This window comes from bacterium, from assembly GCA_030247525.1.
In the GTDB taxonomy this organism is placed as follows: domain Bacteria; phylum Electryoneota; class JAOADG01; order JAOADG01; family JAOADG01; genus JAOTSC01.
The window spans coordinates 1-13,642 of record JAOTSC010000092.1; the positions used below are offsets into that span (position 1 = coordinate 1).

At 49.2% G+C, this 13,642-nt stretch carries 14 protein-coding genes; 12 read left to right on the forward strand and 2 right to left on the reverse strand.

Translation table 11 applies throughout. The features are described from left to right. Both bshC and OEM52_09425 read right to left on the reverse strand, forming a co-directional pair. A partial coding sequence (gene bshC, locus OEM52_09420; GenBank protein MDK9700350.1) for a bacillithiol biosynthesis BshC occupies positions 1 to 930 on the reverse strand: 930 nt, incomplete at its 3' end. Further along, on the reverse strand, positions 914 to 1,630 hold the full coding sequence (locus OEM52_09425) for a class I SAM-dependent methyltransferase (GenBank protein ID MDK9700351.1): 717 nt from the start codon (positions 1,628 to 1,630) through the stop codon (positions 914 to 916). The genes OEM52_09425 and bshC, both read right to left, overlap by 17 nt. A gap of 55 nt (positions 1,631 to 1,685) precedes the next feature. Between OEM52_09425 and OEM52_09430 the strand changes: the two genes are divergently transcribed. The 12 genes from OEM52_09430 to OEM52_09485 all read left to right on the forward strand — a co-directional run. Further along, positions 1,686 to 3,194: a PEGA domain-containing protein gene (locus tag OEM52_09430; GenBank protein MDK9700352.1), complete on the forward strand. Its 1,509-nt coding sequence runs from the start codon at positions 1,686 to 1,688 to the stop codon at positions 3,192 to 3,194. A 26-nt stretch (positions 3,195 to 3,220) separates the two neighbouring features. Next, positions 3,221 to 4,975, forward strand: a complete 1,755-nt coding sequence (locus OEM52_09435) for an Ig-like domain-containing protein (GenBank protein MDK9700353.1) — start codon at positions 3,221 to 3,223, stop codon at positions 4,973 to 4,975. A gap of 35 nt (positions 4,976 to 5,010) precedes the next feature. Next, on the forward strand, positions 5,011 to 6,075 hold the full coding sequence (locus OEM52_09440; GenBank protein ID MDK9700354.1) for a mannose-1-phosphate guanylyltransferase: 1,065 nt from the start codon (positions 5,011 to 5,013) through the stop codon (positions 6,073 to 6,075). A 142-nt stretch (positions 6,076 to 6,217) separates the two neighbouring features. Then, entirely contained in the window at positions 6,218 to 6,448 is a 231-nt protein-coding gene (locus tag OEM52_09445) for a hypothetical protein (GenBank protein MDK9700355.1), read from the forward strand. Next, the gene (locus tag OEM52_09450) at positions 6,438 to 7,115 is read left to right on the forward strand and encodes a Crp/Fnr family transcriptional regulator (protein MDK9700356.1); all 678 of its coding nucleotides are present in this window, start codon (positions 6,438 to 6,440) and stop codon (positions 7,113 to 7,115) included. The genes OEM52_09445 and OEM52_09450 overlap by 11 nt, the downstream gene beginning before the upstream one ends. 250 nt (positions 7,116 to 7,365) lie before the next feature. After that, the gene (gene meaB / locus OEM52_09455; protein MDK9700357.1) at positions 7,366 to 8,292 is read left to right on the forward strand and encodes a methylmalonyl Co-A mutase-associated GTPase MeaB; all 927 of its coding nucleotides are present in this window, start codon (positions 7,366 to 7,368) and stop codon (positions 8,290 to 8,292) included. Between the two features lie 79 nt (positions 8,293 to 8,371). After that, positions 8,372 to 10,045 (forward strand): methylmalonyl-CoA mutase family protein, encoded by a 1,674-nt coding sequence (locus OEM52_09460; protein ID MDK9700358.1) that lies wholly within the window; start codon positions 8,372 to 8,374, stop codon positions 10,043 to 10,045. Positions 10,046 to 10,141: 96 nt separating this feature from the next. Then, the gene (locus tag OEM52_09465; GenBank protein ID MDK9700359.1) at positions 10,142 to 10,360 is read left to right on the forward strand and encodes a type II toxin-antitoxin system HicB family antitoxin; all 219 of its coding nucleotides are present in this window, start codon (positions 10,142 to 10,144) and stop codon (positions 10,358 to 10,360) included. A 240-nt stretch (positions 10,361 to 10,600) separates the two neighbouring features. Further along, entirely contained in the window at positions 10,601 to 11,014 is a 414-nt protein-coding gene (locus OEM52_09470; GenBank protein ID MDK9700360.1) for a cobalamin B12-binding domain-containing protein, read from the forward strand. 194 nt (positions 11,015 to 11,208) lie between these two features. After that, on the forward strand, positions 11,209 to 11,943 hold the full coding sequence (locus OEM52_09475; protein MDK9700361.1) for a YebC/PmpR family DNA-binding transcriptional regulator: 735 nt from the start codon (positions 11,209 to 11,211) through the stop codon (positions 11,941 to 11,943). A gap of 17 nt (positions 11,944 to 11,960) precedes the next feature. Then, positions 11,961 to 12,671: a crossover junction endodeoxyribonuclease RuvC gene (gene ruvC, locus OEM52_09480; GenBank protein ID MDK9700362.1), complete on the forward strand. Its 711-nt coding sequence runs from the start codon at positions 11,961 to 11,963 to the stop codon at positions 12,669 to 12,671. Positions 12,672 to 12,757: 86 nt separating this feature from the next. Further along, positions 12,758 to 13,642 (forward strand): trypsin-like peptidase domain-containing protein (locus OEM52_09485; protein ID MDK9700363.1); only part of this gene is annotated, 885 nt, incomplete at its 3' end.

The following is a 13,642-nucleotide window of genomic DNA, read 5'->3' on the forward strand; positions in this document are numbered from 1 at the left end:
AGGCAGACCTGTCCAAAAAAACAGCTCCGGGACTTCACCCCAATACGAAGCTTCCGCCGGACCTACGACAACTACTTGAGGTTCGAGCAACGCTTGTTGAACGACGGTTCGCCACAGCGCTCCCGGCACGAAAATGCCATTCCCATTTTTTGCAAACTCCGATAATCCCTTTACATCAAATGCAAGTTCCTCGATAAAGAATGTATTTTTCCCATTCCAGATCAAAGGAATACGTTTTGACAAAGGCGATTCAACCCAAAACCAGCCGGTGCGGTCGCGAAACAATTCGGCTTGAATGTTTCCGTAACGCCGTTTGACTCGATCGATCCCGGTCTGTAATGCACGCAAACCATCCGGTAAGTTTAAAAACCACTCCGAGATCGTGTTGCGAAAGTTTGTTTCATCCGGCTCGATCAAAAATGGCAAACCAGAGAAAAACGTGCTGCCGTTTCCTGCAATACACGTTTGCAACGCGGTAAAAGAACGCATGACGCTTGTTTCTCGCAAGGCGTCCAGTACTTCGGAAAACTCTGGCCGGTTGATCCGATCACCGAGTTTAGTAATAAAATCTTTCGGTAACGGACGCATTCCCACTGGCACACCTGGAGAATCGTCCTGCCATTTTGCGCCGGGTATGTCGGAAGAGAGGTGGGCGATTTCATTCCAGTCGCTGTCGCCGACTTCCACCCAAAACCAACTCTTTCCCTCGGTTCCGGCAATCGTTTCGGAAGTCCATCGTTTAAAGGTTGTATACAGCGGGCCGCCGCCAAAGCCCGATTGTTGCCCGGTAGCCGTTGTTTCACCGGTTGTCTCGACACACTCGGTAATTCCTGCCGGATAAGACTCATGATCTTCACCGGATAACCCAGCTTTTACGGTGGAAGGAAGGTTGGTTTCCAACCAGGAATGTTGTTTAACGATTTTGAACATAACAGGATATCACCCGGTTGGCATGGTTTTCGTCGAAGATGTCACCCGCATAGCTGCCAAAACGGTCAACTAAACGGAGGTTACAAGTAGCCGCCATCTCATCTATATGGGCGGTTGGATACAGTCGAAGTTGTTCTTCCCACGACTCACCATTGGACAACAGGATAGTTTTTCGGATTTTATCGCCAATTCGTTCGCGCTTGATTTCTGCGGTCACCCCGTCAGGAAAAGTAAAGTGACTGGTTGCAACAATTTCGTTCAACGCGCGATAAGGCATAGTATCTAAAAGAAAAGTGCCCCCTGGAACCAGAACCCGGGATGTTTCATTTAATTGTTGTTGATCGAACGATTCGTCGGAAAAGTAACCGAAACTGGAAAATAAACTGACAACCTGTTGAAAAGTTTCATTTCTAAACGGAAAGTGCAACAAATCTGCCCGAACTGTCATCAAATCATGGGTAGCGGATAACTGCGATGACGAGAGATCAAAACCAACTGCACGATGATTGTGAGTTCTCAAACAACGAAGCCAACGACCAGTGCCACAAGCAGCATCAAGTGAAAATCCATCATGGAATAACAAGTTGCGTGCTCGAAGCGTATCATAAAGCAGTTCTGTCTCCCGGTTATCCCGATGTGAATACAAATGGGGGTAACGGGGATTAAACGCAGTAGTATACCATGGATTGCAGTTTGGCAATTGCATCTCGATTATGTAAGTTGAAAAGTTATACCTTTCGGAGTGATACGAACGAATGAATTGGTTGTTCCACCGGCGACCTCAGAGCGATACCTTAGTTGGGAGCGGGATCAAAGATTCACAATGGCTCCTGCAATTGGGTGGAGTTATCCTTTTCTTGGTGTTAATCATCTCAGGCTATATCTATTTTGCTTATAACCGACCCGGAAACATCGAAGTATACAGCAATCCCTCAGGCGCGGAAATATTTATTGATCGTCAAACAACTGGACTTCGCACCCCAGCAATTGTAAAGAGTGTAAAACCAAAGTATTATATGGTCGAAGTGGTTCTCGACTCGCTGATTCCGGCACCGTACGCGCATGCGATCAACGTCGAATCTGGAAAAACGGTGTCGATTAGTTTTTTGCTTCGACGTCCATCTGAGGTGCCTGCACCAAAACCTACCGCGAATAATCCGAATACTCAACCCAATGTTGTGCAACCGACCCAACCCGATTATACCTCGGTTTTACGTGACACGTTCGGAATCACTCGCCGTGACCACAAACGATTCCCATCGGTCGGTGGAAGTGGACGTATCTACGTTACCAGTAATCTGCCTGGTGCAGAAATATACCTTGACGGCATGCGTACCGCACAAACAACAGATGCGTGGTTGTTGGCGCCAATTGGTACCCATCGGGTGCAAGTCCGAAAAGAAGGCTTTACAGTTGATCCGGCAGAGCAATCGGTGTTTTTGAGCGAAGCCTTTCAAGAACAACGCGCTCATTTTGTGTTAAACTCGATTAATACCGTTACATCGAAAACGGTTACAGTGATTACAAGACCAATCGAGGGATTGATTCGAGTCGATGGAAAAGAGGGTGGTCTCGGCAAATGGACGGGCGATTTAAAATTCGGGGCGCATTTACTCGAGTTTGCGAGTGTGACGGGATATATCACACCCCCACCAATGAAGATTGTCGTAACCCAAACCGATCCTTCGCAAGACATTTTAGTGAATTATCGGATTGGTTATGCGGTTGAATTGCGCATTGATCAAAATGGAAGACCGGTTGGATCCAACTTAATGCGTTGGGTTACCGGAATCCGACATCCCGACATCGGTGGTTTCAAAGTTGATGCCGACAAAGGTCCCAAAATTGTAAATGTTAAGCAATTGAATCATTTTGCTTGGGAATTTGGAATGGCATTTCCCAACCGCAATCCGGTCGGTGGTCAATTTATTCAGATTGAATTTGATTTGCCGCGGCGAGATCCCAACGACCCTCCGATGTTTCTTTGGTTACAGGCGATGCAGAGCAATCGTAACTACCCTCTCACGTTTGTAAACCGCACAGCGGCTGTCATTGAAGTGAACAACCGGGTTATGAAATCGGAGTGGGCGCCGTCACGTACTATCGACACAACCGATCCTGAAGGATGGGAGCGACATGTGGTTGCAGATCGGCTCATCGAAGGCAAAAACACAATTCGCATCTACAGTAGTGATAACAACTTACGATACTTCTATCTATCTGGTGTCCGCATCGGACCACAACCAGATATGCTAAACGAATGAGAATACCGGAAACATCCAAAGCTTCGATGTTACAGTTGCAACCATCGCATGAACAGATGGTTAGAAAAAGTCGCGTCATTTCTCTTGCAGTCTTGCTATCAGCAATCATTCTGTTATTTTCGAGTTGTGCAAAGATAAAATCCCCTCCCGGTGGTCCAACAGATCGGGTAGGTCCTGTACCGGTTGTTACTGTCCCTGAGGATCGCCAACGCAATGTATCACGAGATATCCGCATTGAAGTACTATTCGATTCCCGCTTAAAGACAATTGATCCTACACTGGTATCCATATCCCCCTTTCCAGCGGCGGGGATAAGAGTAGTTGGAAAAAACCGTCGATTGCTTATCGAACCGTTGGAACCCTTACAACCGAATCAAACCTATCGAGTAACGATTTCTCCGAAACTGGCTGACGAACGCAGCAATCCAATGTCAGAACCGTTGGAATTGCTGTTTTCTACCGGAGACTCGTTAGATGATGGAGTGTTGCGAGGAAAAGTATACGATACAACCATGCGCTCTGGAATCTGGATATGGGCGTGGCGAATCGACGGAGAAGCGGGTTCACGCTATCAAAACTCGGAACCACAACCTTGGTGGGACATTCCCGACGTGGTTACTGCAACCGATAGTGTTGGTGGCTTCCGGTTTGCCGGTTTGAAGGATGGCAAATACCGTCTGTTTGCCATTGATGATAAAAATCGTGACCGACGTTATGACCCTTCGATCGATCGGTTGGGAATCACGTTTGAAGATGCCATCGTACCGCGAGATTCCGCCGTTGAGTTTTCGTTTCAGTTAGCCCAGCGTGATACAATACCCCCTACGATATTGAACGCGAGGATGGTCGCGCCACGCATTGCGACAGTTCGGTTTAGCCGCCCGGTTACCGCTCGAATTGGCACACAACCACTCATCCGTGCATCCGACCGAAATTCTTACGTGGGAATCTCCTATCCCGACCCTACTGATTCGACGAAATGGTGGTGTGTGTTTCCTACTGTACCGGAAGTAGATACTTTGCAGCTCTCGTTTGTCAATTTTATCGATTGGCAAGGGGTGAAAATTCCCGATACAACGGTTACTCCTCGCTTTCCGACTCAAACCAAAGGGGTAGACACTTTAGCGCCTACTATCGTTTCTTTAAATCCACCTCCGGGCTGGGTGTTTAAGAAAACAATCTGGAAGGTAAAAACAAATCTTGGCGTAAGAGCAACCGATTTTAGAGAAGCGTTTAGCGCGATTACAATACCCGATTCACAGGTCGTACCTTTGTTTGTACAACCAATCGATCCTTTAACGGCTACGATCCGCATGGAAAATGAGTTATCGGAAAGACGTCAGTTTGAATTGCATTGCAATCCATCCAAGCTTCGTTCGCTTACTGATGTTTCTGGTCGCGATACGATGTTGGTGTACACCTATCGTGTCTATCCCGGGGACACAACCGGGACCGTCGAAACCGAAGTGATAGACCTATGGCCTGGTGCATCGGGCACAGTTGTGTTAGAAGCTGTTTCAAACCGTTTTCCCGGGAGTAGCATCGGCTGGGTTAGCACAAGCTCCCGAGACATCGTCGAATCCGCCACAACCGGCATATTGCAGATACAAAATCTTCCCGGAACGTATCGATTACGCGCTTTTCGCGATATGAACCAAAACGGTGTGCCCGATCCTGGTACTTTGAGGCCGTTCCGGCATGCCGAACCATTGATAATCGCTGATACCGTTAGGGTGCGGAGCCGCTGGACAGTGGAGACCGATCCGATCCGGATTCGGTAATCGTTCTAAGATAGGACGTAACAAAAAGGAATGCTATGACTTATGCAATCATCATGGCAGGTGGCATCGGTTCACGGTTTTGGCCGTTATCTCGCCGCAACCGTCCGAAACAACTACTGAACATTTTTGGTGACCGCTCGTTAATTCAAGAAACAATCGACCGTTTACAACCGCTTATCCCCCCAACTTGTGTCCGGATTGTTACAATCGAGGAGCAAATTCCTGCGCTGCGGAAAGAGCTCCCGATGTTACAAAAGTCGAGTTTCCTCGCCGAACCGCTGGGAAGAAACACTGCACCTTGCATCGGCTTAGCTGCCATTCATCTCGCCCATGTTTCTCCACAGGCGGTACTTGTTGTACTGCCAGCCGACCATAAAATCGCTCGGGAAGACGACTTTCGAGATATTCTGGCTATGGCGATTTCCCGTGCCGAGCGTGGTGAAGAGTTGATAACAATTGGTATTCGACCAACTCGTCCCGAAACCGGCTATGGTTATATTCAGTTCAAAGGGAGTGCCCAATCTCACGGTATTCACAAAGTAAAGACCTTTGCTGAAAAACCAGATCGAAAAATGGCAGAACAATTTCTCCATTCCGGCGATTTTCTTTGGAATGCCGGCATTTTCATCGCTCGTGCAGACACCCTCCTGGAGGAGTTCCAGAAGTATCTTCCGGATTTCCATCACGACTTAATGGAGTACTCGAAATCTATCGGAACCCCTCATGAGATGCGTGCCCGGAAACAGTTGTATAATGCCACGAAATCGATCTCATTTGATTACGGAATAATGGAACATGCCGACAAAGTGCTGGTGATTCCAGCTGATATCGGTTGGTCAGATGTCGGGAACTGGAATGAGGTGAAACGGCAGCTTCCTGTTGACGATAATGGCAATTCGGTCTTTGGTGACGGCATGACAATCGCTTCCAGCAACTCTTTTGTTCATAGCCCGGAACATTTCACGGCAATCGTCGGATTGGAAAATGTCGTCGTGGTCCATACCCCCGATGCGACGTTAGTCTGCCATCTCGACCGAGTGCAGGAAGTGCGGGAAATCGTCGCAGCGCTAGATCGAGAGAAGCGGATAAACCTTCTGTAAGAGATTTGTTTCTACAGATAGACAAGTATTTGCTTTCGTAAACACATTAATAAATTTACTTTAACAAAGTAGGGTGATGTAGCTAACGTGATAAACATGATGTTAATCACTTGCATTTTGCATTTTGTTGTGACAAGTTGTGATGAGTAAATCACGCGAATACGATCGTTTACTCGAATTAGCACGAACCCGGTACCGGCGGGTACAACAGCAGCAAGGTGACTTTCACGGGGGAGTCTGGGTTAGCCCGGATGGTAAGCACTTGCTGATCAATCGCCTGTTGCCGCTTGATGACCGGATAGAGTTACTAAAAAAATTGTTGGAAAGCCCTTCCCCGTCACAAGACCGAACGGAGAACAACCATGAGATTTGAACTTTTACGTCATGTTCCGCTTTTCCGTGGACTGACAATGCAGGATTTGGAACGCATCGCCGAGCTGATGGTTCCGAAAAAATTTAAACGCAACAACCTTATTATCTTTGAAGACGATCTCGGTCAGAACCTATTCATTATCGACAAAGGTCGAGTGAAAGTTAGTGGAATCTCGAATGAAGGCGGCGAAGCGATTTTCGCGATTCTCGGTGAAGGGGATTTCTTCGGCGAACTATCCATTATCGATGGTTTAGCGCGCAGTGCAACAGTCACCTCAATAGAGGATGTCGAGCTGTGGGTATTGAATCGCAATACCTTCCTCGATTTGATCGATAAGTATCCTTCGATGGCAATTGAGTTACTCAAGGAACTTGCCGCACGAATTCGCAAATCCGATGCGCAGATAAAAAGCTTAACGTTGAAGGATGCGCGAGGCAGAGTAGCGAATACGTTAATTCGGATGGCGGAAGATATTGGTTCGATTCGAGATGGTCGGGTCGTAATTCAAAATCTTCCTTTGCAACGCGACGTTGCGAATTTGGCGGGCACCAGCCGCGAAACGATTTCCCGTTTACTCTCCAAGTTTGAAGAAGAAGGATTGATCAGGCGTTCTGGCTCGTCCCTCATCTTCAATGATTTTGAGGAATTCAAGCGCCGTCTTCGATAGTATTCACTGTACGTTGGACATTCTTGTCCAACGGACTGATGAAGCAGTTGTGCAAACACTCTTGTCTGTCGAGGTAGTGACAGGTTTCCAGACCTGTATCTTGGAGGTTGGACACTCCTGTCCGACACAATTACTATTTGAACTTGAGCGTATCTTGCTCGACAATCATAGGGGCGTATCGCGGTACGCCCCTCTCAATAAGTAAACTTCGCGAACTCGCCTGTTCGCATTTAGTAACACGAAAAGAGCTGTGAAAACTGTAGTTGATTTTATCCGGGACAATGACACTCGTTCCTTTGCCCGGCTTCTAACAAAATTAGAGAGCGGTGACGTCGAATTACGTGACCGTGTTAACCGTGAATACACCAGTTTAGGTCGTGCTGACCGAATAGGTATTACGGGTCCGCCTGGCGCTGGCAAATCTTCGCTGGTGACGATGATGGCGAAGCGTTACCGTGAATTGGGGAAAACAGTAGCGATTATTGCAGTCGATCCCTCATCGCCCTTTAGTGGTGGGGCATTGCTTGGTGACCGGATTCGGATGCAGATCTTAGGCGGTGACAGCGGAGTGTTTATCCGCAGTATGGCGTCGCGTGGCGCCAGCGGCGGACTTGCCCGCGGGGTCGATGAAGCAGCGGATTTATTTGATTTAGGTGGTTACGACGTAATTCTGTTAGAGACCGTCGGCGTCGGACAATCGGAGTTAGAAGTTGCCCGCGCTGCTGATACGACACTTGTTGTATTAGTTCCGCAATCCGGCGATTCAATTCAGGGAATGAAAGCCGGCTTGATGGAAATCGCCGACGTTTTCGTAATGAACAAATCCGATAGCGATGGCGCTGATCGTGCGACCCAGCAGCTTAGCAGCGCGATTTCGTTAAAGATGTGGGACGGTTGGACGCCGCCCGTCTTGAACACCATTGCGACGGAAAACAAAGGCATCGTCGAGTTAATTGAAAACATCGACACGCATCATCGTACGTTAGCGGAATCAGGCATGATGAAAACACGGCGGGATCGGCGGTTTGCTCGGCGATTACGCAGTTTGTTGACGGAACGCGTTGAGCGTGAACTATGGGGCGATGGGAGAGAAGCAATGTTGCTCGCCGGGATTGAAACTGGACGAGCGCCGAGTGAATTGGTCGAAGAGTTGTATCGCAGTTTTCGGGGGAGATAACGTGGCGACTTTGGAAAAGAAGGTAACGGAAGCGAATCGCATTAACGGCGGTGAAACGCCGGATGCGAAACCGCAGGGAATGTCGGAATCATATTTTGCCGCGCGCACCCAATGGCAGGCGAGTGCGAAGAAAATGAAGGATCGCGGTGGTTTCTACCGTACGGTTTCCTCGGAACCAATCTCGCTGTTAGGATTACCGGAAACCTATTCGAATCGCAATCTCGAAACGGACATCGGATTTCCCGGTCAATACCCGTATACTCGCGGTATTCATCCCAATATGTATCGCGGCAAGTTGTGGACGATGCGACAATTTGCCGGATTTGGCACGCCGGAAGAAACCAATGAGCGTTATCACTATCTCTTAAACAATGGACAAACCGGTCTCTCGGTCGCCTTCGATTTACCGACACTGATGGGACGCGATGGCGACGATAAGTGGGCGAAAGGGGAAGTCGGTAAGTGCGGCGTCGCGGTTAGTTCGTTGCGTGATATGGATGTCTTGATGCGCGGGATCGATCAAGGCGCGGTAACGACTTCCATGACAATAAACTCCCCCTCGTTCATTCTGTGGGCATTCTACATCGCCGCCGGTGAGAAAAAAGGAACCCCCCGCGCCAAGATGGGCGGTACGCTCCAAAACGATATTCTCAAAGAGTTCATCGCACAAAAAGAATTTATCTTTCCGGTACGGCCTTCGGTAAAATTGGTCGTTGATACGATTGAATTTGCCACGAAGGAAATGCCGCTCTGGAACAGCGTTTCGATTAGCGGCTATCACATTCGCGAAGCCGGCTCCACCGCCGCACAGGAACTCGCATTCACACTCGCCGATGGATTTGCTTACATCGAAGCGACGCTCGAGCGGGGACTCGATATTGACGATTTCGCACCGCGGCTTTCGCATTTCTTTAATAGCCATATCGACTTCTTCGAGGAAGTAGCGAAGTTCCGCGCGGCTCGGAGAATTTATGCACGGATCATGCGCGAGAAGTATGGCGCTAAGAAAGAGCGTTCGTGTATGCTCCGCTTCCATACTCAAACGGCAGGTTGCTCGTTGACGGCGCAGCAACCGGAGAATAACATCGTCCGCACTGCCTATGAAGCGCTTGCCGCAGTGTTTGGCGGTACCCAATCGCTCCATACCAATTCGATGGATGAAACGCTCGCGCTCCCTTCGGAAAAAGCGGTAAAAATCGCATTGCGCACCCAGCAAATCATCGCACAAGAGATTGGTGTCGCTCATACCATCGATCCGCTTGGCGGCAGTTGGTTCGTCGAGGAATTGACTGACAAAATCGAAGCCGAAGCGCTCGAGTATTTCCGGAAGATTGAAGAGATCGGCGGTAATAAAGGGTTCCTCCCGGGTGTGATTGCCGGTATCGATAACGGATTCTTCCAACGCGAAATTGCGAATGCGGCATATCTCCATCAACAGGAATTCGACCGGAAAGACCGCATCATTGTCGGCGTCAATGACTACATCGAGCAAGACGAGAAAGTCGAAATCCCGATTTTGCAAATCAGTGAAGGCGCTGAACAGCGTCAATGCGACATCCTGAAACAAATCCGTCGTGACCGTAACAATGTGCAGGCGGATGAGTGCATCGCCCGGCTGAAAGGCGCTTGCGAAGAAGGCAAGAACGTTATGCCATACGTCATCGACTGTGCCAATGCGATGGTCACGCTCGGTGAAATGGTCGAAGTGATGAAAACCGTATACGGCGAATACATCGAAACTTCCGTATTTTAGTATCTTGCATAAGCTGGAGGTTAGGCACTCTTGCCTGACGTGTCATTGCGAGAAGCGAAGCGACGAAGCAATCCCATTGGTAAGTCGGAGGTTGTTATGACACACACATTTCATGTCGTGGTCGAACGCGACCTCGAAACGAAAGTGCTGGTTGCGTCGGTGGTGGAGCTGCCGGGATGCTATACCCAAGCCCACGACCTAACCGAGTTGGAAAGCAACATCCGGGAAGCGATTGCGCTTTACCTCGATTCCGATGAAGAAACAGATATCGACTCGGAGTATGTTGCAACGTTAAGTGTTGAACTAACAAAATGACAAAACTTAGAGTTGTTCCTTTTCGAGTTCTAAAACGAGTACTTGAAAAAGAAGGATTCATTTGTACTTCCTCACGGGGAAGTCATTTTAAATTTGAAAGACCTGACGGTCATATTATTGTATTGCCGAATCATGGTTCAGAACCACTAGGAAGAGGTTTGATACGAGAAATTCTGAATCAAATCGGGATGGATGTCGAATCTTACAATAGGATTCTTGACAAGTTGTAGGGAAGTAACAATGGAACATAAAATCCGCATTTTAATTGCGAAGCCCGGTCTCGATGGTCATGACCGTGGTGCAAAAGTTATGGCGGCGGCTTGCCGCGACGCCGGGATGGAAGTCATCTATACCGGGTTACGACAAACCCCGGAAATGGTCGTTGAAGCGGCATTACAGGAAGACGTCGATATCGTTGCGTTATCGATTCTATCCGGCGCCCACATGACGCTCTTCCCGGCAGTCCTCGATCTGATGAAAGAGCGCGGTCTCGACGATGTGCTCTTGACTGGCGGCGGGATCATCCCGAAAGAGGATATGGCGACACTGGAAGCGAAAGGGGTCGGAAAACTCTTCGGACCCGGTACGTCTACCCAAGAATCCATCGAATATATGAAGTCGTGGGTCGCTAAACACCGCACCGCTGTTGTATAACCTTTTCGAAGGGGCTTGATTCATCAAGCACGCAGGTTCGATGAATCGACCCCCTACAGGGTAGCGTAATGATGGAGGGGAACCTTCGTTTGCGCTCTTGCCGAGGTTGGTTGTAGATTGCTTTACTTACGTCGAATGAACCGGGAGGGGCTCCCGGTTCCAAAACCACCATTTGTCAGAGGTTAGGGTATCACATGTCTGGTCACTCGAAGTGGGCAACCATTAAACGAAAGAAGGCGGCAATTGACGCGGAACGCGGTAAAGCGTTCACCCGCGTCATCCGTGAACTAACAATATCCGCACGGGAAGGCGGCAGCAATCCCGATGGCAACCCCCGGCTACGCCGCGCCGTCGAAGATGCGAAAGCCGTCAATATGCCCGCCGATAATATCACCCGTGCCATCAAGAAAGGCGCTGGAGAACTCGAAGGGGTTCATTACGAAGAAATTGTATACGAAGCATACGCCCCCGGCGGTACCGCCGTCTTAATCGAAACCTTGACCGATAATCGCAACCGCACCATCAGCGAAATCCGCCACATGATCTCAAAGCGAAACGGCAACCTCGCCGAAGCGAATTCCGTCGGTTGGATGTTCGAGCGCAAAGGGGTCATCACCATTGACGGTGAAGGGATTGACGAAGACAAATTGATGGAAGTTGCCATCGAAGCTGGCGCGGAAGATGTCGTGGGCGAAGAAGGAATGTTTGAAGTCTATACCGCTCCGCACGATCTCGAACCAGTTCTATCCGCCATCGAAAAAGCCGGAATTAAAATCGAAAGCGGCGAAGCACAACGCGTTGCCAAAAATAAAGTGAAAGTGGAAGGCAGCGATGCCCGTACGCTGATTGGTTTACTCGACGCATTAGATGAGCATGACGACGTCCAAAAAGTATGGACGAATGCCGATATCGTCGAAGAAGACGAGTAGTTTGGTTGTCGGGGCGTATGGCATACGCCCCTTTTTCTTTTACAAGTCTGGAGACCTGTCCCTACTCATTACGGGCGTATGGTATACGCCCCTTTCTTTTTTTACCAGATGTCGCGTTACCTTACTATATGGGATTACATAAAGCGCGCACTCCCCGCACCAAATCCGAATTCGCCGCCGTAGCCCTCCGAGCGGAACAAACGACGCTTGCGACCGGCGACCGGATCCTCGGTGTTGATCCCGGCACGGCGGTTACCGGATGGGGTTTATTAGAACTCACGCGAAAAGGGGTTATGTTCATCAATGCTGGAGTTATCCGAACGAAACCGAGTGATCCCCATGAGTCACGATTGCTACAACTCTCACAAGGCTTACAAACAGTAATCGCAGAGTATTCGCCAAATGTTGCCGCGGTCGAAGAGCCGTTTTTCGGGGAGAATGCTCGCTCGGCATTAATCCTCGGACAAGCCCGTGGAGCACTGTTGCTCACAATAGCTCAAGCCAATGTTCCGGTATTCTCCTATTCTCCGCGAGAAGTGAAACAATCCGCTACCGGCTCCGGCTCGGCAACCAAAGAACAAGTCTCCTTTATGATGGGTCGCATTCTAAACCTACCAGATACAACCCGAACTCCGAACCCCGAAACCCGAGCCCCTTTTCCGCTTGACGCTACTGATGCGCTTGCCATCGCATTTTGTCACTCCCTTCATAATCGTACCCACCCATAACGAAACTTGTTGGAACTTTTTCCCCGTTGCTACGTATCATCGTTACAACATCAGTAGTAAACCGAAGACATCGTAGAGGTGGAGATATGAAGATAGAAAACACGAACCAAAAAAACTTTCGCTGGATCGCAGCCGTCTCGTTGGTCGCGACCATCGCATTTCTTACCGGAGTACTGTTTACAGCGGGAAGGGGATGGGATCGTACGGCAACGGCGACGCCAGCGGCAAATCTAATCGTAAATGGCGAATCGCCGTTTGTTGCGATTGCGGAAAAGATCAAACCAGCCGTGGTGAATATACAAGTCGAAAAGAAAGGAGTGGATTCGGATGTAATGCGGTTCCACTCGTTTCGCGACTTTTTTTTCGATCCATTCAATCAAGAGGAAGAACAGGCACCGAACCCGAATGAGCGGCGGATGCGAACTCCCAAGCAGTCGAGCAGCGGCAGCGGTTTCATCGTCGGTACCGATGGTTTGATCCTAACCAATAACCACGTGGTCGAAGGCGCCGATAGAATAATGGTGAAGTTTGAAGAGGGGAAAGAGTTAACCGCAGAAATCGTCGGACGTGATCCCGATACCGACTTAGCTTTGATTAAAGTGAAAGAGACATTTTCTGACGCCGAGGTGATTAACTGGGGCGACAGTGAAAAACTGAAAGTGGGGGAGTGGGCGATTGCGGTGGGAAATCCCTTCGGTCTCGATTGGACGGTTACGGTTGGTGTGATAAGCGCGAAAGGGCGTTCCAACCTACCAATAGCCGGAGGTGGGCCCGCATTTCAGGATTTCATCCAGACCGATGCTTCTATCAATTTCGGAAATTCCGGTGGCCCGTTGTTAAACATCCACGGCGAAGTCATCGGCATTAACTCAGCGGTCAATACCCAGGGTCAAGGTATCGGCTTTGCGATTCCGTCGAATATGGCACAGCGGGTAATGGCGCAACTGCAGGCGAAAGGAAAAGTTACTCGT

Excerpts from the sequence above, each read along its gene's own strand:
- OEM52_09430 (MDK9700352.1), top strand. The coding sequence starts at position 1,686 with ATGAATTGGTTGTTCCACCGGCGACCTCAGAGCGATACCTTAGTTGGG.
- OEM52_09435 (MDK9700353.1), top strand. The coding sequence starts at position 3,221 with ATGTTACAGTTGCAACCATCGCATGAACAGATGGTTAGAAAAAGTCGC.
- OEM52_09440 (MDK9700354.1), top strand. The coding sequence starts at position 5,011 with ATGACTTATGCAATCATCATGGCAGGTGGCATCGGTTCACGGTTTTGG.
- OEM52_09445 (MDK9700355.1), top strand. The coding sequence starts at position 6,218 with ATGAGTAAATCACGCGAATACGATCGTTTACTCGAATTAGCACGAACC.
- OEM52_09450 (MDK9700356.1), top strand. The coding sequence starts at position 6,438 with ATGAGATTTGAACTTTTACGTCATGTTCCGCTTTTCCGTGGACTGACA.
- OEM52_09460 (MDK9700358.1), top strand. The coding sequence starts at position 8,372 with ATGTCGGAATCATATTTTGCCGCGCGCACCCAATGGCAGGCGAGTGCG.
- OEM52_09465 (MDK9700359.1), top strand. The coding sequence starts at position 10,142 with ATGACACACACATTTCATGTCGTGGTCGAACGCGACCTCGAAACGAAA.
- OEM52_09470 (MDK9700360.1), top strand. The coding sequence starts at position 10,601 with ATGGAACATAAAATCCGCATTTTAATTGCGAAGCCCGGTCTCGATGGT.
- OEM52_09475 (MDK9700361.1), top strand. The coding sequence starts at position 11,209 with ATGTCTGGTCACTCGAAGTGGGCAACCATTAAACGAAAGAAGGCGGCA.
- ruvC (MDK9700362.1), top strand. The coding sequence starts at position 11,961 with ATGGCATACGCCCCTTTTTCTTTTACAAGTCTGGAGACCTGTCCCTAC.